Annotated in this window: 21 protein-coding genes; all 21 read left to right on the forward strand. The window is 52.0% G+C overall.

The window, feature by feature from the left end; all coding sequences use genetic code 11:
* Window positions 1-30 precede the first annotated feature (30 nt).
* Window positions 31-399: a heavy metal-associated domain-containing protein gene (locus ABGT54_RS03525; RefSeq protein ID WP_346662863.1), complete on the forward strand. Its 369-nt coding sequence runs from the start codon at window positions 31-33 to the stop codon at window positions 397-399.
* A gap of 14 nt (window positions 400-413) precedes the next feature.
* On the forward strand, window positions 414-821 hold the full coding sequence (locus ABGT54_RS03530) for a transcriptional repressor (protein ID WP_346662864.1): 408 nt from the start codon (window positions 414-416) through the stop codon (window positions 819-821).
* A gap of 102 nt (window positions 822-923) precedes the next feature.
* A complete protein-coding gene (locus tag ABGT54_RS03535; RefSeq protein ID WP_346662865.1) occupies window positions 924-1187 on the forward strand; it encodes a glutaredoxin domain-containing protein in 264 nt (87 codons plus the stop codon).
* A complete protein-coding gene (locus ABGT54_RS03540; protein ID WP_346662866.1) occupies window positions 1184-1744 on the forward strand; it encodes a 5-formyltetrahydrofolate cyclo-ligase in 561 nt (186 codons plus the stop codon). Before ABGT54_RS03535 ends, ABGT54_RS03540 begins: the two co-directional genes overlap by 4 nt.
* 189 nt (window positions 1745-1933) lie before the next feature.
* On the forward strand, window positions 1934-2878 hold the full coding sequence (locus tag ABGT54_RS03545; protein WP_204908716.1) for an L-lactate dehydrogenase: 945 nt from the start codon (window positions 1934-1936) through the stop codon (window positions 2876-2878).
* Between the two features lie 19 nt (window positions 2879-2897).
* Complete coding sequence (locus tag ABGT54_RS03550) at window positions 2898-3695, forward strand: CoB--CoM heterodisulfide reductase iron-sulfur subunit B family protein (protein WP_346662867.1); 798 nt, start codon at window positions 2898-2900, stop codon at window positions 3693-3695.
* Window positions 3692-4081 (forward strand): 4Fe-4S dicluster domain-containing protein, encoded by a 390-nt coding sequence (locus tag ABGT54_RS03555; RefSeq protein WP_204908714.1) that lies wholly within the window; start codon window positions 3692-3694, stop codon window positions 4079-4081. Before ABGT54_RS03550 ends, ABGT54_RS03555 begins: the two co-directional genes overlap by 4 nt.
* A 6-nt stretch (window positions 4082-4087) precedes the next feature.
* Complete coding sequence (locus tag ABGT54_RS03560; protein ID WP_204908713.1) at window positions 4088-6076, forward strand: 4Fe-4S binding protein; 1989 nt, start codon at window positions 4088-4090, stop codon at window positions 6074-6076.
* Entirely contained in the window at window positions 6067-6513 is a 447-nt protein-coding gene (locus tag ABGT54_RS03565; protein ID WP_204908712.1) for a hydrogenase iron-sulfur subunit, read from the forward strand. The genes ABGT54_RS03560 and ABGT54_RS03565 overlap by 10 nt, the downstream gene beginning before the upstream one ends.
* Window positions 6498-7472: a 4Fe-4S dicluster domain-containing protein gene (locus tag ABGT54_RS03570; protein ID WP_346662868.1), complete on the forward strand. Its 975-nt coding sequence runs from the start codon at window positions 6498-6500 to the stop codon at window positions 7470-7472. Before ABGT54_RS03565 ends, ABGT54_RS03570 begins: the two co-directional genes overlap by 16 nt.
* 3 nt (window positions 7473-7475) lie before the next feature.
* Window positions 7476-8522, forward strand: a complete 1047-nt coding sequence (locus tag ABGT54_RS03575) for a 4Fe-4S dicluster domain-containing protein (protein WP_346662869.1) — start codon at window positions 7476-7478, stop codon at window positions 8520-8522.
* On the forward strand, window positions 8519-9373 hold the full coding sequence (locus ABGT54_RS03580) for an FAD/NAD(P)-binding protein (protein WP_204908709.1): 855 nt from the start codon (window positions 8519-8521) through the stop codon (window positions 9371-9373). The genes ABGT54_RS03575 and ABGT54_RS03580 overlap by 4 nt, the downstream gene beginning before the upstream one ends.
* A 174-nt stretch (window positions 9374-9547) precedes the next feature.
* The gene (locus tag ABGT54_RS03585; protein ID WP_204929914.1) at window positions 9548-10222 is read left to right on the forward strand and encodes a 4Fe-4S dicluster domain-containing protein; all 675 of its coding nucleotides are present in this window, start codon (window positions 9548-9550) and stop codon (window positions 10220-10222) included.
* Window positions 10223-10236: 14 nt separating this feature from the next.
* On the forward strand, window positions 10237-11838 hold the full coding sequence (locus tag ABGT54_RS03590; protein ID WP_204929916.1) for an FAD-dependent oxidoreductase: 1602 nt from the start codon (window positions 10237-10239) through the stop codon (window positions 11836-11838).
* A 107-nt stretch (window positions 11839-11945) separates the two neighbouring features.
* Complete coding sequence (locus ABGT54_RS03595; RefSeq protein ID WP_346662923.1) at window positions 11946-13079, forward strand: permease; 1134 nt, start codon at window positions 11946-11948, stop codon at window positions 13077-13079.
* A 66-nt stretch (window positions 13080-13145) separates the two neighbouring features.
* Entirely contained in the window at window positions 13146-13988 is an 843-nt protein-coding gene (locus ABGT54_RS03600; protein ID WP_204908706.1) for a fumarate hydratase, read from the forward strand.
* Complete coding sequence (locus ABGT54_RS03605) at window positions 13989-14543, forward strand: Fe-S-containing hydro-lyase (protein WP_346662870.1); 555 nt, start codon at window positions 13989-13991, stop codon at window positions 14541-14543.
* A 170-nt stretch (window positions 14544-14713) separates the two neighbouring features.
* A complete protein-coding gene (locus tag ABGT54_RS03610) occupies window positions 14714-16057 on the forward strand; it encodes a hemolysin family protein (RefSeq protein ID WP_346662871.1) in 1344 nt (447 codons plus the stop codon).
* Between the two features lie 164 nt (window positions 16058-16221).
* Complete coding sequence (locus ABGT54_RS03615) at window positions 16222-19605, forward strand: ABC transporter ATP-binding protein/permease (RefSeq protein ID WP_346662872.1); 3384 nt, start codon at window positions 16222-16224, stop codon at window positions 19603-19605.
* 53 nt (window positions 19606-19658) lie between these two features.
* Window positions 19659-20543, forward strand: coding sequence for a radical SAM protein (locus tag ABGT54_RS03620; RefSeq protein ID WP_346662873.1), 885 nt, complete (start codon window positions 19659-19661; stop codon window positions 20541-20543).
* Window positions 20544-20733: 190 nt separating this feature from the next.
* Window positions 20734-21711, forward strand: a complete 978-nt coding sequence (locus ABGT54_RS03625) for a DnaJ C-terminal domain-containing protein (RefSeq protein WP_346662874.1) — start codon at window positions 20734-20736, stop codon at window positions 21709-21711.
* Window positions 21712-21721: the final 10 nt, after the last annotated feature.

The following is a 21721-nucleotide window of genomic DNA, read 5'->3' on the forward strand; positions in this document are numbered from 1 at the left end:
GAATGACAGGAACAGGATGGAGGGATAGTGATGGGTGACGCGATTATTATGGTGGTGATCCTGATCGTTCTCATCTTTGCGGTGAAGGGATCGTTGAAGCATTTCAAAGGAGAGGGGGCATGCTGCGGTGGCGGATCCGGCAGCGTGAAGCCGAAAAAGCCGAAAAGGAAGACGCTTGACGGTCCTGTGATCGGACGCCGCACGATCCGCATTTCAGGCATGCACTGCCAGAACTGTGTGAACAGTGTGACCAGTGCGCTTAACGCGATAGACGGGGTTTCGGCAAAAGTAAACCTGAAAGATAACCGGGCGGAAGTGTCTTACGACCGTGCGGTAGATGAGAGTGTTCTGAAACAGGCTGTAGAAGGAGCGGGATTTGAAGTTGTCAGCATTTCCTGATATGAGGCGGCGGTATGGTGAGCAGAAAAGATGAAATCATAGAACAATTAAAAGAAAATGGATGTCGTATCACAAAGCAGAGAAAACTTCTGATTGATATCATCCTGAAGGATGACTGTGCAAGCTGCAAAGAAATCTATTACAAGGCTTCGAAACAGGACAAACGGATCGGGGTGGCCACGGTTTATCGCATGATCAACGCACTGGAAGAGATTGGAGCGATCAGCAGGCAGAACCTGTACAAGATTGAGTGCGGGAAAGGGTGCTGTAATGACGGCGGATGCGAGATCATCCTGGAGGATGATACGATCTGCCGGCTGTCAAAAGAAAAGCTGGACCAGATCATCCGGGAGGGGGTCAGACAGTACGGTTATTTAAGCACTGGAAAGAAAGTGTCAAAGATTATATATCACTGCCGGTAGCAGCAGGGAAGTTTCTTTTCATTTCCTATTGTATTATGCGGACTTTTGTGCTAAACAATAAATGGGTTGTTATGAGATAACAAAAGCAGGAGGCAAAATAGGATGAAACTGATTATGTATGGAACCAACGCCTGTCCCGATTGCGTGCATGCAGAAGAAGTGCTGAAGGACAAGAATATTTCTTATATCTATCTGGACTGGACAGACAGTACCGCAAATCTGAAGCGTTTTTTGAAACTCAGAGATCATGAGCCACTCTTTGATGAAGTGAAAAAAGAAGGGAAGATCGGAATCCCATGCTTTCAGCTGGAGGACGGAACTCTGACGCTGGACCTGGACCTGGTACTGGAGAAGGTGCAGCCATGAAGAAACAAAGACTGCGGGAAGAGCTGTTAGAGAAAAGAAAATTTCTTTCCGGCGCCTATTATCAGATGGCAGATGAGAGGATCTGTATGCTGGCGGCGGAACTTCCGGAATTCCAACAGGCAGAAGTGGTGTTCTGTTATGTGGGGATGGAAGGGGAGATCAACACCCGCCCTCTTCTGGAAAAAGTGCTGGCGGAGGGAAAACGGCTGGGCGTGCCGCGCTGTGAGAAAAAAGGCGTGATGCAGGTTTATGAGATCCATTCTTTACAGGACCTTGCACCCGGGACTTTTGGAATTTTGGAACCGGCGCCGGGAGCCGGACTGATCCGCCCGGAAGAGATAGACCTGGCTCTGGTCCCATGTCTGACCTGTAATGAACAGGGAGCCCGCCTGGGATACGGAGGCGGATATTATGACCGGTATCTGGAACAGACTGCCTGCACCAGAGCGGCCCTTTGCAGGGAATTGTTCCTGACAGACGATATACCGGTGGAAGAACATGATCAGCAGATGGATCTGATCGTTACAGAAACAGGCGCGATACATGTAGGAAAATAGTCAAAGATAATGATCAATATTAATATGGGGACGGGGGATTTTTGAAAATCCCCCGTCCCCATATTAATATTGATCAAGTTAAATAATTAACAAAAAAGATAAATACACTTCTTGTCAAATAATTAACGATATGTTATTATGATAAAAAATTATCAATCTTATTTCATCAAAAGAAAGGAAAGGAAACGTATGAGCAGTAAGATCACTATTATTGGAGCAGGAAGTGTGGGGGCAACAATCGCCTATAAACTGTCGGGAGAGGACATTGCGTCGGAACTGGTCCTCATTGACATCAATAAGGAAAAAGTGGAAGGGGAAGTGATGGATATTAAGCAGGGTACCTGCTTCCGCAATCCGATTTCGATCATAGCAGGAGATTATGAGGATGCGGCAGGATCCGATATTGTGATCATCACTTCCGGGATTGCCCGTAAGCCCGGCCAGACCAGGATCGAACTGACACAGACGAACGTGAATATCATCAAAGAGATCACGCCGGAGATCGTGAAAGCGGCGCCGGATGCCATCTATATCATTGTCAGCAATCCAGTGGATATCCTGACCTATGTGTTTACAAAGATCTCCGGTCTGCCGGAGAATCAGATCATCGGGTCGGGAACCATTCTGGATACGGCGCGTCTGCGTTACGGTCTGTCAGAGCATTTCCATGTGGCACAGAAAAATATTCACGCTTATGTTTACGGAGAACACGGGGATTCCTCTTTTGTTCCGTGGAACAGCGCTGATATCGCCAGCATGAACCTGGATGATTACTATCAGGTGATGAAGGATAAGGTAGATTTAAAAGAGCTGGATAAAGCGGGAATGGAAGAATATGTGCACAAGTCCGGCGGCCAGGTGATCGCCAAGAAGGGAGCCACTTTCTACGCCGTGTCTGTTGCAGTCTGTGAACTTTGTAATCTGATCCTTGCGGCATCCGATTCTGTAGCAACTGTTTCCAGCATGATGCATGGCGAGTACGGGATTGAGGATGTGGCATTAAGTACGCTGACCCTGGTAGGACCAAAAGGCGTGCAGGGACGGATCCCGATCCACCTGACAGAGGAAGAGGTAGAGAGACTGCAGGCCAGCGCCAAGGTATTAAAAGATGTGATCGCTCAGATTGAGATATAAGAAATGAGGAGGAAACGCTATGAAATACAGCTATTACCCCGGCTGTACGCTGAAAAATAAAGCCGAAGACCTGGACGCTTACGCCCGGGCTTCGGCCAAAGTTTTGGGCTTTGAACTGGAAGAACTGGAAGAATGGCAGTGCTGCGGCGGCGTGTACCCTCTGGGGAACGATGAGATCGCCACAAAACTTGCCTCTGTCCGGGCTCTGCATGCGGCCAGGGAAAAAGGGCAGGAACTGGTCACTCTGTGTTCCGCCTGTCACCATGTGTTAAAAAGAGTCAATGACGACATGAAAAATGTAGAGGATATCCGTACCAGGGCTAACAACTATCTGGATCTTTCCACGCCCTATGAGGGAGAGACCACAGTCCTGCATTTTCTGGAGGTTTTAAGGGACCGGATCGGTTTCGATAAAGTAAAAGAAAAGGTGGTTAATCCTCTGACAGGAAAGAAGATCGGCGCCTACTATGGATGTCTGCTCCTTCGCCCGGGAAAGATCCTGTCTTTTGACAATCCGGAGAATCCGAAGATCATGGAGGACTTTATCCGGGCCATCGGCGCAGAGCCGGTGATCTATCCTTACCGCAACGAGTGCTGCGGAGGGTATATTTCCTTAAAAGAAAAGGAAATGTCTAAGAACATGTGTCAGAAGATCGAAGAGAGCGCGGAAGGATTTGGCGCGGATATGCTGATCACCGCCTGTCCTTTATGTATGTATAATCTGAATAAAAATACCAGTACCGATCTGCCGGTTTATTATTTTACCGAACTTCTGGCAGAGGCTCTGGGTGTGAAAGATGAGGTGAAGAAGGCATGACAGACAAGAAAAAACAGGCGGAACTGATCCGGGAGATCAGCGGCGTCAATCCTTTGAAATGTATGAAGTGCGGCAAATGTTCTGCTACATGCCCATCCTATAATGAGATGGACATCAAGCCTCATCAGTTCGTGTCCTATGTGATTAATGAAGATATTGAATCGCTGGTAAAATCCAGATCCTTATGGAAATGTCTGTCCTGCTTTGCCTGTGTACAGCGGTGTCCCCGGGACGTAAAGCCGGGAAAACTCATCGACGCGGCAAGACAGATCGTAGAGCGGCAAAGGGGCGGGGACTACTTAAGTCCGGACGAGATCCCGGAACTGCTGGATCCGGAGATCCCGCAGCAGTTATTAGTCAGTGCATTCAGAAGGTACAGGAGGTGATGGAAGGTGCTTAGGATCGGCGTATTCGTCTGCCACTGCGGTTCTAATATTGCCGCAACGGTAGATGTAAAAAAAGTAGTAGAGATGGCTCTGCATGAGCCGGGCGTGGTCCACGCGGAAGATTATCAGTATATGTGTTCCGAAGCCGGGCAGGAGAAAATCCGGGCGGCTATTCAGGAGAAGCACTTAAGCGGCATCGTGGTATGCTCCTGTTCTCCGCGGATGCATGAGAATACCTTCCGGAATGCGGCAGAGCGGGCAGGATTAAACCCTTATATGGTAGAGATTGCCAACATCCGGGAGCACTGTTCCTGGATCCATAAGGATATGGAAGAGGCTACCGAGAAGGCTGTGATCCTGATGCGTGCGGCTGTGGCCAAAGTGAATTTGAATACACCGCTTCAGCCGGGAGAGAGCCGGGTGACCAAGCGGGCCCTGGTGATCGGCGGCGGGATCGCCGGCATCCAGACGGCGCTGGATATCGCGGACGCGGGGTATCCGGTGGATATCGTGGAGAAGACCCCCAGTATCGGCGGAAGAATGTCTCAGCTTGACAAGACCTTTCCAACCCTGGACTGTTCGGCCTGTATCCTGACCCCGAAGATGGTGGAGGCCAACGCGCATCCCAATATCAACATCTATACCTACAGTGAAGTAGAGAAAGTTTCCGGGTTTGTGGGAGATTTCACGGTGGACATCCGCAAGAAGGCAAGAAGCGTGGATATGAGCAAATGTACCGGCTGCGGCGTCTGTCAGGAAAAATGTCCCAGCAAGAAGACGCCCAGCGAATTTAACCGGGGGTTAAATAACCGGAGCGCCATCTATACTCCGTTTGCCCAGGCCATCCCCAATGTGCCGGTGATCGACCGGGAGGCCTGTATCAAGTTTAAGACCGGAAAATGCGGGATCTGCTCCAAGGTGTGCCAGGCAGGCGCCATCGACTATGAGCAGAAGGATGAGATCATTACCGAGAAATATGGCGCCATCGTGGTGGCTACCGGATTCGACATGATCAAGCTGGACGACTATGACGAGTATGCCTACAGCCAGAGCAAGGATGTGATCACTTCCCTGGAACTGGAGCGGATCATGAACGCGGCAGGTCCAACCGGAGGTCATCTGGAACGGCTCTCTGACGGGAAGGCGCCCAAAGAGATCGTGTTCATCCAGTGCGTGGGAAGCCGGTGCGCCGATAACCGCGGCAAGAGTTATTGTTCCAAGATCTGCTGCATGTATACCGCCAAGCACGCCATGCTGATCCGGGATAAGTATCCGGATGTAAATGTAACCGTATTCTATATCGATGTGCGGACTCCGGGCAAGAACTTTGATGAGTTCTACCGCCGGGCCGTGGAAGAATACGGTGTGAACTATATCAAAGGACAGGTGGGCAAAGTCATTCCCCAGCCAGACGGAAAGCTTCTGGTGCAGGGAGCGGATCTGCTGGACAACAAGCAGATCTTAAAGGAAGCGGATATGGTAGTCCTGGCGGCGGCCATTGAGCCAAACCCGGATGTGCGCAAAATCGCCACCATGCTCACTGCCAGCATTGACACCAATAATTTCCTGACCGAAGCCCATGCCAAGCTTCGTCCGGTAGAGTCCCCCACAGCGGGAGTCTTCCTCTCCGGCGTGTGCCAGGGGCCCAAAGATATTCCGGAGACGGTATCCCAGGCTGGAGCGGCGGCTGTAAAGGCCATCGGACTTCTGGCCAAGGATAAGCTTCTGACCAACCCCTGTACAGCCCATTCCGATGAGCTGCTGTGCAACGGTTGTTCCCAGTGTGCCAATGTGTGTCCTTACGGAGCCATTACCTATGAAGAGAAGGAAGTCAATGACCACGGGATCCGGGAAGTACGGCGCATTGCTGTGGTCAACGAAGCTCTCTGCCAGGGCTGCGGCGCCTGCACGGTTACCTGTCCTTCCGGCGCTATGGACCTGAAGGGATTTTCCAACAGACAGATTTTAGCGGAGGTGGATGCTATATGTCGATAGAAGCAAGAGAAGAATTTAAGCCTAAGATCGTGGCGTTTTGCTGTAACTGGTGCAGCTACGCCGGCGCGGATCTGGCAGGAAGCAGCCGTCTTTCTTACTCCGCAGATGTAAAGATCATCCGTGTTCCCTGTTCCTGCCGGGTAAATCCCATGTTTATCTTAAGAGCATTTGAAAGAGGGGCGGACGGAGTGATCATCTGCGGATGCCATCCCGGCGACTGCCACTATACCTCAGGAAACTATTATGCAAGGCGGAGAATGACTCTTCTTTTCTCCATGCTGGACTTTATCGGCGTGGAGAACGGACGGACCCGGGTGGAATGGGTATCCGCGGCAGAAGGTGTGAAATTCTCCCAGACCATGCATGAGTTTGTAGACAAGATCACATCCCTTGGGAAAAACGTAAGATTGGAGGATTTAAGATGCAGGAAATCGTAAATCGGGCAAAAGAACTCCTGGCCGACGGAACCGTAAAACGGGTGCTGGGATGGAAAGCCGGCGACCTGCCTTATAATCCGGAGCCGGCATATTTTGAGAAAGAAGAAGACCTGGAAGAATTCGTATATAACGGATTCTGCGGGGCAAATTTAAGCAAATACATGATCGAGGCCTCTAAGATGGAGGGAAAGACTCTGGTATTCTTAAAGCCCTGTGACACCTACAGCTTCCAGCAGCTGATGAAAGAACACCGGGTAGACCGGGAGAAAGCCTATATCATCGGCGTGGGCTGCAAGGGCAAGCTGGACATTGAGAAGATCCGCAAGATGGGGATCAAAGGGATCAAAAGCATCGCAGGAGCCAAACTTGAGGATGCGGCCGAGACCCTGACCTTTGAGACCCTTTACGGAGAGAAGGAAGTTCCCTACAAGGACGCCATGCTGGAGCGGTGTCACGTCTGTAAGGGCAAGGATCACATGATCTTCGACGAGATCATCGGGGAGTCCAAAGAGACCAAAGACGGGGACCGGTTCGCGGAAGTAGAGCGGATCGAGGCCATGAGCCCGGAAGAAAAATTCGCCTTTTTCCAGAAGGAACTGAGCAAATGTATCCGTTGCAATGCCTGCCGGAATGTTTGCCCGGCCTGCAGCTGCCGCAAATGTGTCTTTGACAGCAACAAGTTTGACAGCGCCCAGAAGGCCAACGTGGATTCCTTTGAGGAAAAGATGTTCCACATCATCCGGGCCTTCCATGTGGCGGGACGGTGTACCGACTGCGGTGAGTGCAGCCGGGTATGCCCGCAGGGGATTCCCCTTCATCTTTTCAACCGGAAGTTCATCAAAGACATTGACGAACTGTACGGAGAGTATCAGGCGGGCGCAGACCTTGAGGAGAGAGGCCCCCTGACCAGTTACCAGTTGGACGACGCAGAGCCTGGGATCGTGGCGGAAAGGAGTTAAGGCATGTATAAGATAAAACGAGAAGATCTGCCTGCATTATTCCAGAAGATCGCCGCAGATCAGGAATTATATCTGCCGGTCCGCACCGCAGATCAGACCAATTTCGGCGTGTGGAGAGAAGAGGCAGAGGTGGATCTTGACACTTTGAAGACTGTGAAGTCTCCCAAGGATGTGTTCTTTCCCCAGAGCGAGACTCTGTATACCTGTTACCGGGAGGGAAAGAAGTTAAGCGTAGAACCGGAGACCCTGAAAGAGCAGGATTTCGTGGTGTTTGGCATGAAAGCCTGCGACATAAAAGGAGTAGAGGTGCTGGACCGGGTATTCCTTTCGGATCCTATTGACACCTTCTACGCTGCAAGAAGAGACCACGGCACCATTGTTGCCCTGGCCTGTCATGAGCCGGAAGAGACCTGCTTCTGCAAGGTGTTCGGCGTGGACGCGGCCCATCCGGCGGCAGACGTGGCAGCCTGGATGGTGGAGGACACCCTGTACTGGAAGCCGGAGACGGAAAAAGGACAGAAGCTGACGGAAAATCTGGCAGACCTCCTGGAAAAAGCAGAGGATGCCGGAAGCGAAACGGCAGTGGCAGAAGAAGAGGAGAAGATCCGCTCTATCATCGAAGAACTTCCCTACTCCCATCTTTCCCTGGAAGGATGGAACGGGGATGTGCTGATGGAGAGGTTTGAGTCGCCTCTGTGGGAGGAACTCTACAAACCCTGCCTGGCCTGCGGCACCTGTACTTTCGTGTGCCCTACCTGCCAGTGCTACGACATCAAGGACTATGATACCGGACACGGGGTACAGCGCTACCGATGCTGGGATTCCTGCATGTATTCGGATTTCACTATGATGGCCCACGGCAATAACCGGACCAGCCAGAAGGAACGGTTCCGCCAGCGGTTCATGCACAAGCTGGTGTATTTCCCGGCCAACAATGACGGGATGTACTCCTGCGTAGGCTGCGGCCGGTGCGTGGAGAAATGTCCGGCGTCCCTGAATATTGTGAAGGTGATAAAAGCATTTCAGGAAAAGGAGGGGGCAAAGGCATGAGCGAATGTACCTGTCATAAGAATTATCAATTAGATACTTTGATCCCGCAGGTGGGAGTGATCACTGACATCCGGGAAGAAACGCCGGATGTGAAGACCTTCCGGGTAAATGCGCCGGAAGGCGGAAAGCTTTTCGAGCATATGCCGGGCCAGTGCGCCATGCTGTGCGCCCCGGGGGTCAGCGAGGGAATGTTTTCCATTACTTCCTCGCCTACCAATCGGGAATATCAGGAGTTCAGCATTAAGAAATGCGGCGTTCTCACCGATTATCTCCACAGCCTGGAAGTGGGAGACGAGATCACCGTGCGTGGTCCTTATGGAAACCACTTTCCGGTGGAAGATAAACTTCTGGGAAAGAATCTTCTCTTTATCGCCGGCGGCATCGGCCTTGCGCCCCTTCGGTCCGTGATCAACTACGTGCTGGATAACCGGGAGAAATACGGAACCGTGGACATCGTCTACGGATCCCGCTCCGCAGAAGACCTGGTGCAGTTAAAGGAGATCCAGGAAGTGTGGATGAAGGCAGAGGGCGTGAATGTCCACCTGACCATCGACCGGGAGGAAGAAGGCTGGGACGGTCACGTGGGATTTGTTCCCAACTACGTAAAAGAACTTGGCTTTGACGTAGACAAGACCGTGCTGGTGTGCGGACCGCCCATCATGATCAAATTCACTCTGGCAGGCCTGGAAGAACTGGGCTTCTCACGGGAGCAGGTCTACACCACCCTGGAACTTCGGATGAAGTGCGGCGTAGGCAAATGCGGAAGATGTAACATTGGATCAAAATATGTATGCAAAGACGGCCCCGTATTCCGCTGCGACGAGATCGACGAAATGCCAGACGAATACTAGCCCCTTGGATCCGGCTGCGCAGGCAGGCGGATCCGGCACTGGAGGATAAACAGGCCAACTTTATAGACATGTGAAACTCAACCGAGATGCAGCGTAAGCGAAATCGAGGTTGTAGCATAAAAGCGCCCAAAGGTTAAACCTAGGGGCGCGTCACCAGGAAAGGAACGAACACTCATGGAAAACATGGTAAACGTATATTTTTTCGGAAAACGATACAGCGTCCCTGCTGACCTGACCATTATGACGGCCATGGAATATGCAGGATATGAACTGAAACGGGGCTGCGGCTGCCGGCATGGTTTTTGCGGCGCCTGCGCCACCATTTACCGGATCAAGGGAAAGAATGAGTTAAAGACCGGGCTTGCCTGTCAGACCCAGGTGGAAGAGGGCATGTATGTGGCAAGCATTCCCTATTTCCCTACAGACAAGCGGACTTATGACATAGAAGAGATCAGGCCTGAGCAGCGGATCATGATGGAGCTTTATCCGGAGATCTACAGCTGCATTGGCTGCAACGCCTGTACCAAGGCATGCACACAGGACCTGAACGTAATGCAGTACATCGCCTACGCACAGCGGGGCGAGTTTGAGAAATGCGCGGAGGAATCCTTCGACTGTATCGGCTGCGGCTGTTGTTCCGTGCGCTGCCCGGCGGGGATCTCTCATCCCATGGTGGGGCTTCTGGCAAGACGTCTTACCGGGAAATACATTGCGCCTGAATCAGAGCATCTTACCAACCGGGTGGAGGAGATCCACCACGGGGAGTATGATCAGCTGATCGAGCAGATCATGGAAAAGCCCATCGAAGAGATGCAGGAACTTTACAATAACAGAGAGATTGAGAAATAGGAGGAGGGAAGACCATGTTTACACCGGAAATGATGGAATCTGTAAAGAAGGTAGAAGCCAGCCGGGCGGAACGTATGAAGACAGAACCCAGACGGATGACTGCAGAAGAAAAGGATGAGCTTCTGAAAGAATTCCACCCGGATTACCGCACAGAAGCATTTACAGAAATTAAGATCGGCCCCAACAAAGGGCAGAAGGCGCCGGAAGAACTGGTGCATCTTCTCCACTCCAACAGCCGTCTGTTAGGGGAAGAAATCGACCTTGACAAAGTGGATTATGACGTGGACGTACTGGTGATCGGCGGCGGCGGCGCAGGCGCTTCCGCAGCCATTGAGGCAAATGAAGCCGGAGCGGATGTGATGATCGTCACCAAGCTTCGGATCGGCGACGCCAACACCATGATGGCAGAGGGCGGCATCCAGGCGGCGGACAAGGAAAATGATTCTCCGGTCCAGCATTATCTGGACGCTTTTGGAGGCGGTCATTTTGCCGCAAGGCCGGAACTTCTGAAGCGGCTGGTCATGGAAGCGCCGGACGCCATCCAGTGGCTCAATGAACTGGGAGTAATGTTTGATAAAGATGAAAACGGACGGATGATCACCACCCACGGCGGCGGAACTTCCAGAAAGCGGATGCATGCCTGCAAGGACTACTCCGGGGCGGAGATCATGCGGACCCTGCGGGACGAGGTGCTGAACCGGCAGATCCCGGTGGTGGAATTTACCGCTGCAGTGGAACTGATCAAGGATGAGAAAGGCCAGGTTGCGGGAGCGGTATTGCAGAACCTGGAGACCGGCGATTATCTGGTGGCACGGGCCAAGACCGTGATCATTGCCACCGGAGGCGCAGGACGGATGCATTATCAGGGATTCCCCACCTCCAACCATTACGGAGCCACCGCAGACGGCCTGATCCTGGGATACCGGGCGGGAGCGCCCCTCCTTTACCAGGACACCATCCAGTACCATCCCACCGGCGTGGCATTTCCATCCCAGATCTACGGCGCGCTGGTAACGGAAAAAGTACGTTCCCTGGGAGCTCAGCTGATCAACGTGGAGGGCGAAGCCTTCATGCATCCGCTGGAGACCCGCGACGTGGCAGCTGCAGGGATCATCCGGGAATGTACGGCAAGAGGAAAAGGTGTGGACACCCCTCTTGGCAGCGGTGTGTGGCTGGATACGCCCATGATCGAGGAGCTGGGCGGAGAAGGCACCATTGAGAAGCGGATCCCGGCTATGTTGCGGATGTATCTGCGCTATGACATTGATATGCGGAAAGTCCCGATCCTGGTTTACCCCACCCTTCATTATCAGAACGGCGGTCTGGAGATCGGCGGCGACGGATTTACCAAGGTAATGGATAACCTTCTGGTGGCCGGAGAGGCGGTAGGCGGGATTCATGGAAGAAACCGTCTCATGGGAAATTCTCTTCTGGACATCATCGTATTTGGCCGAAACGCAGGGAAAGCCGCGGCGGCAAAAGCGAAGCAGGTGGAGATCGGAACCATGAACCTGGATCATATCCAGGCTTACGCAGAAGAACTGAAAGAGGCAGGACTGGAGACCGGCGATGTATCGCCGCTTCTGCTGCCGAAATATGCAAGACACCAGAGATAGATAGAATAGAAAAGTGTTTTACATTTACCGGGAGAAAGTTGTCTGAATTTTAGATAAAGAAGGGAAGGGATGAGACCGTGGGAATCGCAGCCTGGTTTCAGGAGAGTGTGTTGGGAAACACATTGATGATCGTATTTTTGGTGGCCGTCATCGGCTACCTGGTTGGAAGTATTAAAATCCGGGGCGTGGAACTGGGTACGGCAGGAGTCCTTCTGGTGGCTCTGGTATTCGGACATTTTGGATTCGAAGTGCCGGATCTGGTCAGAGAACTGGGACTGATCTGTTTTGTGACCTCCGTGGGATTTATTGCAGGCCCCAAATTTTTCCGGAACTTTAAGATCAACGCCAGATCCTACATTTTGCTGGGAGCGATCATTATCATCATCGGCGCCCTGACGACAATCGGGATCATCGAGATCGCCGGTGTACCTTCTGATGTCAGCGTAGGAATGATGGCAGGAGCGCTTACCAGTACGCCGGGACTTGCGGCGGCCATTGATGCCACCGGATCGGCCAATGCGTCGGTAGGATACGGCATCGCCTATCCCTTTGGCGTGGTGGGCGTGGTGCTGTTTGTGCAGCTGGTGCCCAAGTTTCTGAAGACCGACATGGCGGCGGAGCGGGCCCGGTTCGAGGCGGCCCAGAATGTGGGGGACGAGGAGTTCCATAAGACGAAAAAGGAAGAATTGTTCTACGCGGACAGCATGGGATTCTTTCCCTTTGCCCTGGCCATTGTGCTGGGGATCATCCTGGCCAAGATCGTGATTCCCCTTCCCGGGGGAGCGGAATTTTCCCTGGGAACCTCCGGTGGTCCGCTGATCGCCGGATTGATCCTGGGACATTTCGGGAAGATCGGAAGGCTGAGCATGAAGGTGGAGAAGCACGTGCTGGAGTGCCTGCGGGAGTTCGGCCTGGCTCTCTTCCTCATCGGAGCCGGCGTGGAGGCCGGCGCGGGATTCGTGGAGATCCTCAGGGAAGAAGGACTGGTACTCTTCATTTATGGGGCGCTGATCACCCTGATCCCAATGTTTGTCGGATATTTCTTTGCCGCGAAGGTGCTGAAGCTGAGCCTCTTCAACAGCCTGGGCTCCATCTGCGGCGGTATGACCAGTACCCCGGCTCTGGGAACCCTGATCCGGGTGACCGAGACCGACGACGTGGCAAGCGCCTATGCGGCCACCTATCCGGTGGCTCTGGTATTCGTGGTGCTGGGCTGCCAGTTTATCGGGATCTTTCTATAGATAATGTAGACTTTCAGGGGATGACTGGGTTATGATAAGAAAAGAGTGTTGAAAGGAGTGGTATTCATGCGTGAAATTAATGTAAGCGTCCTGACGGATGTGATCGAGCGGCTTTGTATCGAAGCCAACAATCATCTTCCCCAGGATGTGAAATGCGCTATCCAGGGCTGCCGGTCTAAAGAGGACGGAGAGATCGCTCAGGGCGTGCTGGATAATATTATTGAAAATTTTGAGATCGCGGACAAGGAAAATGTGCCCATCTGCCAGGATACCGGGATGGCCTGTGTCTTTCTGGAGATCGGACAGGACGTCCACCTGACAGGGGGAGATCTTGCCGAGGCGGTGGATGAAGGCGTGCGCCGCGGTTACACCAACGGATATCTCCGGAAATCCGTGGTAAAGGATCCGGTGCGCCGGGGCAATACCGGGGACAATACACCGGCTATGCTTTACACGGAGATCGTGCCCGGCGAGCAGATCAAAGTCACCGTAGGCCCCAAGGGATTTGGAAGCGAAAATATGAGCCAGATCCGGATGTTCAAGCCTTCCGCGGGACTGCAGGGGATCAAGGATTTCATCCTGGAGGCAGTGGAGACCGCAGGCCCCAACCCCTGTCCGCCCATGGTAGTAGGCGTGGGCATTGGCGGCACCTTTGATAAATGCGCTCTGCTGGCGAAAAAAGCGCTGATGCGCCCCCTGGATTCCTCCAATCCGGATCCCTTCTATGCAGATCTGGAGAAGGAAATGCTGGAAAAGATCAATGAACTTGGCATCGGACCACAGGGATTTGGCGGCAGGACCACGGCCATCGGCCTGAATATCGAGACCCTGCCCACCCACATCGCGGGCATGCCCTGCGCAGTGAACATCAACTGCCATGTGACACGCCACAAATCGGAGGTGATATAAATGGCAAGAAAGATTACCTTACCACTGACAGAAGAACTGGCAAAAACCCTTCACGCAGGAGACCAGGTGCTGCTCACCGGCACCATCTATACCTCCCGGGACGCCGGACATAAAAGGATGTGTGAAGCCCTGGCAAGAGGCGAAGAACTGCCCTTTGATCCCACTGACGCCACCATCTACTATGTAGGACCCACACCGGCCAAGCCGGGCCAGGTGATCGGAAGCGCCGGCCCCACCACCAGCGGACGGATGGACGCTTACGCGCCCACCATGATGTCCGTAGGCGCCCGGGGCATGATCGGTAAAGGCGCCCGCCTGCCGGAAGTAGTAGAAGCCATGAAAAAATACAGCGGCGTTTACTTTGGCGCCATTGGCGGCGCAGGAGCCCTGCTTGCCAAGTGCATCAAGAAAGCAGAACTGATCGCCTACGAAGACCTGGGCGCAGAAGCCCTGCGGAAGCTGTACGTAGAAGACATGCCCCTGGTAGTCATTATCGACAGCGAAGGCAGAAATCTGTACGAAGAAGGCCGGAAAGCATACCTGGCCGGCAGGTAAACGTCCGGTCGGGTACACCCTTAATTACAAAAAGGTACAGGGTAAATTGCAATTTGGGACGTAGACCTTTTGCAAAGGTCTACGTCCCAAATGAACAAAATCTTGCGAAAGCGGCCGGAACATGATATACTCCTTCTAAATGAGTCTAAATTTAGGAGGAGTTTTTTATTATGGACGCAGACCCTGCGGGGAACACTATTCTTTTTAATTTATTGTTACTGTTGTTTTTCACATTGATGAACGCTTATTTCGCCGGAGCAGAGATGGCGGTGGTATCGGTCAACAAAAATAAGATCCGGTCCCTGGCATCTGAGGGGAATAAGAAGGCCAGACTGATTGAAGGCCTGTTTGAGGACTCGACCAAGTTCCTGTCTACCATTCAGGTGGCGATCACATTTGCAGGCTTCTATTCCAGTGCATCTGCGGCGGCGGGCCTGGCGCCTTATGTTGCCGAGTGGCTGGGAAGTATGAATGTCCCGTACAGCAGCGGCATCGCAAGAAACGGCCTGACCCTGGTGCTGATGTTCTTTAACCTGGTGTTTGGCGAGCTGGTTCCAAAGCGGATCGCTCTTCAGAAGGCGGAAGCCTTTTCTATGCTGACGGTTATGCCGATCCACTATATTTCCATCGTGCTTTCACCGTTTATTAAACTGCTTTCCGTGTCTACCAAGTTAGTGCTCAAAGCGCTGCATATGAAGACGGAGGATCAGGAAGAGGCGGTGACCGAAGAGGAGATCAAGGCGCTTCTGAAAATGGGAAATGAGACAGGAACTTTCGATGATGAAGAAAGGGAAATGATCGACTCCGTCTTTGCATTCGACGACCGGACAGCAAGAGAGCTGATGGTTCCAAGAAGAGACGTGTTTACGCTGGATATCGACGAGCCATTTGAAGAAATGATCGATGAGATCCTGGAGTCCAGACACTCAAGGATCCCGGTATATGAAGAAAATATTGATAACATCATCGGCGTACTGTATGTCAAGGATGTAATGATCGAGCTTCGCAAGTCGCAGACGGCGAAGATGGATATCCGCGGCATGCTCCACAAGGCATTTTTCGTGCCGGAGACCAAAGAAGCGGACGCTCTGTTCCGCGAGATGCAGAAAGCCAGAAAGCGTATGGCGATCCTGGTGGATGAGTATGGCGGCTTTTCCGGTATTGTCACCATTGAGGACCTGGTAGAAGAGATCATGGGCGACATCAACGAAGAGTATGATGAGGTAGAGCCGGAGATCGTACAGGTGGACGAGCATACCTACCTTCTGGACGGAGGCATTCAGATCTGGGATCTGAATGAGGAACTGGAGCTTTCCCTTGAGACGGAAAATTATGATACATTGTCAGGATTCCTGATGGAACAGCTGGGGTATATCCCCAATGAAGGGGAAAAGGACGTGGTAGAGCTTAAAGAAGAAGGTCTGACCTTTGTGGTGGAAGAAGTAAAAGAAAAGCGCATCACGAAGGTGCGGCTGACCATTGAACTTCCGGAGAAAACAGAAGAAGCTTCCTAGATGAAATTCAGATAAAAGATTTCTAAAGAAAGTATAAAGAACAACATTTTGCAGTTGAAATATGCGGCAAAATGTTGTTTTCTTTATTGCGGAAACGTATAATAAAAAATATTCGGGACGGGAATCTTTTCTCCGTTCATCAGACTGGATAAGGAGAGACTTGCATGCTTCAGATTAAAGATATCCGGAAAGAATACCGGACGGGCAGCCTGGTGCAAAAAGCGCTGGACGGCGTCAGCCTGAATCTAAGAGACAATGAATTTGTGGCCATTCTGGGACCCAGCGGTTCCGGAAAGACCACGCTGTTAAATATTATCGGCGGCCTGGATCGTTATGACAGCGGCGACCTGGTGATCAACGGAATTTCCACCAGGAAATATAAAGACCGGGACTGGGATTCCTACCGCAATCATACCATCGGGTTTGTGTTTCAAAGTTACAATCTGATCCCCCACCAGAGCATCCTTGCCAATGTGGAGCTGGCGCTTACGATCTCCGGTATTGACAAAGGCGAGCGGATCCGAAGAGCCAGGGAGGCTCTGGAGGAAGTTGGGCTTGGAGAGCAGATCCACAAAAAGCCAAATCAACTGTCTGGCGGACAGATGCAGAGGGTGGCCATCGCAAGAGCCCTGGTCAATGACCCGGACATTCTGCTGGCGGACGAGCCTACCGGTGCACTGGACAGTGACACCAGCGTACAGGTCATGGATCTCTTAAAGGAGGTGGCAAAAGACCGGCTGGTGGTTATGGTTACCCACAACCCGGAGCTGGCAGAGGCCTATGCCACCCGGATCGTCCGGCTTAAAGACGGTACCATCCGCTCGGATTCTGATCCTTTTACAATAGATGAGTCGGCGCTGGAACCGGCGGAACACAAAAATATGGGAAAGGCATCCATGTCTTTTCTGACTGCGCTTTCGCTCAGCTTTAACAACCTGAAGACCAAGAAAGCAAGAACCCTTCTGACTTCCTTTGCAGGATCCATCGGCATCATCGGGATCGCCCTGATTCTGGCGCTGTCTACCGGGGTAAACGCGTACATCCATTCCATAGAAGAAGAGACACTGTCCGAATATCCGCTGCAGATCCAGAGCGCCGGATTTGATATGACTTCCATGCTTTCCGCCAGCGCGTCAGGCATGCAGAAGGAAAGTGGAAAAGGCGAAAAGTCCGGAGACGTCAATGTGATCCAGATGGTGACAGATATGTTTTCCAGTATGGATTCCAATGACCTGAAATCTCTGAAAACCTACCTGGACAGTAAAGAAAGCGGGATTGAGAAATATACCAATTCCATCGAATATTCCTATAGCGTAACACCACAGATCTACAGGCAGGAAGAGGACGGGGTGCGCCAGGTCCACCCGGATACTTCCTTTGAAGCTATGGGCATCAGCTCTGCCAACAGTACAAACAGCATGATGTCTACTATGATGAGTACGGATATGTTCTATGAGATGCCGGAAAATGCACAGTTGTATGAGCCCCAGTATGAGGTGAAAGCCGGACGGTGGCCGGAGGCATATAATGAATGTGTGGTCGTACTTACACCGGGAGGAAGCATCAGTGATTTCCTTCTCTATACGCTGGGACTTAGGGACGCAGAAGAACTGGATCAGATGGTGCAGCAGTTTGTCAATGAGGAAACCATTGAAGTGCCGGAGGAGATCGGGGACTATTCTTATGATGAGATCCTGGATGTGAAGTTCAAGCTGGTAAACAGCTGCGATTACTATACTTATGACGACCAGTATCAGGTGTGGAGAGATAAGACAGACGACGAAGCCTATATGCGGCAGCTGGTAGATGCTGGCGAGGATATAAAGATCGTAGGGATTGTCCAGGCGGCGGAAGATGCAAACGGCGCCTTCCTTACCAGCGGCATCGGGTATCTCCCTTCCCTTACAAAACATGTGGTGGAACAGGCAAAGGACAGCAGGATCGTTAAGGAGCAGCTTGCTAATCCCCAGGTGAATGTATTTACCGGAGAGGCTTTTGGAGAAGAAAGCGGGGAGAAGGAGTTTGATACCGGCAGCCTGTTTACCGTGGACGAGGAGAAACTGCAGGAAGCGTTTGGGTTTGATGAAACGGCATTTCAGGGGATAAGCGGATCCTTTGATTTCTCCAGCGCTTTCGGACAGGCGGCTGGGTCTATGGATCTGTCCGGCATGGTGGATTTAAGTGGGATCTCCATTCAGCTTCCGGAAACGCCGCAGCTTAATCTGGCAGAACTGATGCAGGGAGTAGAACTTCAGGTGTCCGCAGACGAACTGGATGCGCTGGCCGCCTCTCTGATGAGCGGATATCAGGAGTACACAAAAGAACACGGCCTTTCCGGATATGAGGATCTCCAGGCAGATTTTAATACGTATCTGAATTCGGAATCCGCAAAACAGATTATACAGGACAATCTGAATGAGATCGTAAATGAAGGCGGCGAAGCGCTGACCGCCGAACAGCTTCAGAAGCTGGCGGAAGAACTGATGGCGGGTTACGAAGCGTATGCCGCGGAACATGATCTGACCACAGCCGGTGAGATTACAGAAAACTTCCAGGGATACCTGGCTGAGGAGGAAACCAGACAGCTTTTAAGCGACAGCCTTGCCGGCATGGTGGATACCTCAGGAGTGGAGAAACAGCTTTCCGGCGCGCTGGAAGGCTATCTGACCGGGGCGCTTTCTGCATACACCGGAACCATGGCGCAGGCTCTGGAGATTCAGATCACCCAGGCCATGACCCAGATGATGCAGCAGGTTACATCCGGGATCGAGGCTGCCATGACACAGGCAATGACGCAGATCGGAAACAGCCTGCAGGACGCCATGAATATTGATGCCGATGCCTTTGCAGAAGCATTTCAGATGAATATGGACGCAGACGAACTGACAGAATTTATGATGTCCATGTCCATGACGGGCAGCTCTTCGTATGAAAGCAATCTGAAAAATCTGGGATATGTGGATTTTTCCACGCCGGACGGCATTGATATTTATCCCAAAGATTTTGAGGCAAAGGAACAGGTGGTGGACATCCTGGATGACTACAATGCCCGGATGGAAGAGGAGGGAAAGGATGAGCAGGTGATCACCTACACGGATATGGTAGGAGCCCTGATGTCCTCTGTGACCACGATCATTGACACCATCAGTTATGTGTTGATCGCGTTTGTTTCGATTTCCCTGATCGTATCTTCGATCATGATCGGAGTCATTACGTACATCAGCGTACTGGAGCGGAGAAAGGAGATCGGGATCCTGCGTGCCATCGGCGCGTCCAGGGGAAATATCTCCCAGGTGTTCAATGCAGAGACTGTGATCATCGGCTTTTGCGCCGGACTGATCGGTATCCTGCTGTCGCTTCTGATGCTGATCCCGGGAAATGCGCTGATCCATTATATTTCCGGGAATCAGGATGTAAATGCAGTGCTGCCGGCCGTACCGGCGGTAATCCTGATCCTGCTTAGCGTGGTGCTGACCCTGATCGGAGGGCTGATCCCCTCCAGAAAGGCGGCAAAGAGCGATCCGGTGACTGCGCTTCGGACAGAGTAGCCGGACGGATGCAGGAAGAGTTGAGATAGTAAATATACAGGGAGGGATGGAGCATGAATTATGAAGGACAGATCTGCCGGGCTCCAATGGAGCGGGCATCATTTATGCTGCCGGTGATGGTGGGATGCACCTACAACCGGTGTAAATTCTGTGATCTGTTTAAACATCTGACATACCGGGAGCTTCCCCTTAAGCAGATCGAAGAAGAACTGAAACGGGTGCAGTCTGCAGGCGGAGATCCAGGAAAGGTATTTCTGGGAGACGGCAATGCCTTCAGCCTCTCCCCGGACCGCCTGCAGGAGATCCTGGAGATGATCCATTCTTATTTCCCTTCCTGCGAGGCGGTAAATATGGATGCCACGGTGACCAGTATCTTAAGCAAATCCCAGGAAGATCTGGACCGTCTTTATAAGGCGGGAGTCCGGCATCTCTACATCGGGATCGAGAGCGGCCTTGACGATGTGCTGACCTTTATGGAGAAAGATCATGGGCTTGAGGAAGCGTATGAGGCCATCCGCCGCCTGAAAAAGGCCGGGCTGATCTATGACGCACATATTATGACCGGCGTGGCGGGGCATGGAAGAGGAAGAGAAAATGCAGAGGCGCTGGCGGAATTTTTCAACCGCACGCAGCCCAGGCATATCGTTAATTTTTCCCTGTTTCTCCATAAGGATGTCAGCCTTTATGAAGAGATAAAGAACGGCCGTTTTGTTCCGGCGGATGAGCTGGAGAACCTGCAGGAGGAAAGAAGGCTTCTTGAACTTTTGGAGGAGGCACAAGAGATCCGTTACGACGGACTCCATGATTTCCTGGAGATCCGGGTGAGGGGGATCCTGCCCCGCGAGAAAGAAAAGATGCTGGAAAAACTGGACCGGGCCATTGCAGAGGAGAAGGGAAAAGGAATCGAGGCCTGGGTGGAGGGCATGCCGGTTCCGTAAAGGGGATATAAAAAAGTCATATGGAACAATGGATTTTTGCATTCTGCAGTTGACAGGAGAATGAGTAAGTGTTATACTACATATAGAACAGAGGGAGAGGCAAAAAAAATGCCCTGTACTTTTGGAAACATGGACCCGGCATTTTGCCGGGTTCTTCTACGATTATAAAGGATATCAGGAGGTGGCGAAGATGGGCGCAAAAAGAGATTATTATGAAGTGCTCGGAGTGAATAAGAATGCAGATGCGGCGGCGATCAAGAAGGCATACAGAAAGCTTGCGAAAAAATACCATCCGGATACCAATAAAGAGAATCCGCAGGCGGAACAGAAGTTTAAGGAAGTGACAGAGGCCTATTCGGTATTAAGTGATCCGGAGAAAAAGAAACAATACGATCAGTTTGGCCATGCGGCGTTTGACGGAGAACCGTTCTGGCAGAAAAGCGGTCCGGGGGGAACCTATCAGGAATATCACTTTACCGGTGGAAATATGGATGATATGGAAGACATTTTCGGTGATATATTCGGGGACTTCTTCCATGGAGGGAGCCGGGCGAAAGGATCCGGAACAGGCGGTTTTGCAGGCGGCTTTACGGGCAGAAACTATGCAAGAAAAGGCGCGGACCTTCATGCGGACGTGACAGTTGCTTTTGATGAGGCGGCTTTTGGCTGTGATAAGCGGATTACATTTTCGGACGGATCCGGAAGGAATCAGACCCTTGAGGTACACATTCCTGCAGGGATCGACAGTGGCAAGAGCATACGGCTGAAGGGCAAAGGATTGCCGGGAAGTCATGGCGGGGAGTCAGGAGACCTGCTCTTGAAAGTACAGGTGGCCCCGCGTCCCGGATTTGAGCGTAAGGGCATGGATGTTTATACCACGGCGCGGATTCCGTTTACCGTTGCGGCGCTTGGAGGAGAGGCTTATGTGTCTACCTTATATGGAAAAGTAGCTTTAAAGATCCGGGAGGGAACACAGTCCGGTTCCAGGATCCGGCTGAGGGGCAAAGGCATCGTATCCATGAAAGATCCTTCTGTCCACGGCGACCAGTATGTAACAGTGCAGGTGGAAGTGCCGAAGAATTTAAGCGAGGAAGCAAAGCGGAAGTTAAAAGAGTTTGAAGCCGCATGTAACAAAGGCGGCTCCAGACATAGAATATACGCGGCGTAACAATCAGAAA

This window comes from uncultured Merdimonas sp. (assembly GCF_963929015.1).
Classification (GTDB): domain Bacteria; phylum Bacillota; class Clostridia; order Lachnospirales; family Lachnospiraceae; genus Merdimonas.

Coding starts and splice junctions, on each gene's coding strand:
- ABGT54_RS03540 (WP_346662866.1), top strand. CDS start 1,184: ATGAAGAAACAAAGACTGCGGGAAGAGCTGTTAGAGAAAAGAAAATTT.
- ABGT54_RS03580 (WP_204908709.1), top strand. CDS start 8,519: ATGAGCGAATGTACCTGTCATAAGAATTATCAATTAGATACTTTGATC.
- ABGT54_RS03555 (WP_204908714.1), top strand. CDS start 3,692: ATGACAGACAAGAAAAAACAGGCGGAACTGATCCGGGAGATCAGCGGC.
- ABGT54_RS03545 (WP_204908716.1), top strand. CDS start 1,934: ATGAGCAGTAAGATCACTATTATTGGAGCAGGAAGTGTGGGGGCAACA.
- ABGT54_RS03615 (WP_346662872.1), top strand. CDS start 16,222: ATGCTTCAGATTAAAGATATCCGGAAAGAATACCGGACGGGCAGCCTG.
- ABGT54_RS03605 (WP_346662870.1), top strand. CDS start 13,989: ATGGCAAGAAAGATTACCTTACCACTGACAGAAGAACTGGCAAAAACC.
- ABGT54_RS03565 (WP_204908712.1), top strand. CDS start 6,067: ATGTCGATAGAAGCAAGAGAAGAATTTAAGCCTAAGATCGTGGCGTTT.
- ABGT54_RS03535 (WP_346662865.1), top strand. CDS start 924: ATGAAACTGATTATGTATGGAACCAACGCCTGTCCCGATTGCGTGCAT.
- ABGT54_RS03530 (WP_346662864.1), top strand. CDS start 414: ATGGTGAGCAGAAAAGATGAAATCATAGAACAATTAAAAGAAAATGGA.
- ABGT54_RS03625 (WP_346662874.1), top strand. CDS start 20,734: ATGGGCGCAAAAAGAGATTATTATGAAGTGCTCGGAGTGAATAAGAAT.
- ABGT54_RS03600 (WP_204908706.1), top strand. CDS start 13,146: ATGCGTGAAATTAATGTAAGCGTCCTGACGGATGTGATCGAGCGGCTT.
- ABGT54_RS03525 (WP_346662863.1), top strand. CDS start 31: ATGGGTGACGCGATTATTATGGTGGTGATCCTGATCGTTCTCATCTTT.
- ABGT54_RS03590 (WP_204929916.1), top strand. CDS start 10,237: ATGTTTACACCGGAAATGATGGAATCTGTAAAGAAGGTAGAAGCCAGC.
- ABGT54_RS03570 (WP_346662868.1), top strand. CDS start 6,498: ATGCAGGAAATCGTAAATCGGGCAAAAGAACTCCTGGCCGACGGAACC.
- ABGT54_RS03620 (WP_346662873.1), top strand. CDS start 19,659: ATGAATTATGAAGGACAGATCTGCCGGGCTCCAATGGAGCGGGCATCA.
- ABGT54_RS03610 (WP_346662871.1), top strand. CDS start 14,714: ATGGACGCAGACCCTGCGGGGAACACTATTCTTTTTAATTTATTGTTA.
- ABGT54_RS03550 (WP_346662867.1), top strand. CDS start 2,898: ATGAAATACAGCTATTACCCCGGCTGTACGCTGAAAAATAAAGCCGAA.
- ABGT54_RS03575 (WP_346662869.1), top strand. CDS start 7,476: ATGTATAAGATAAAACGAGAAGATCTGCCTGCATTATTCCAGAAGATC.
- ABGT54_RS03585 (WP_204929914.1), top strand. CDS start 9,548: ATGGAAAACATGGTAAACGTATATTTTTTCGGAAAACGATACAGCGTC.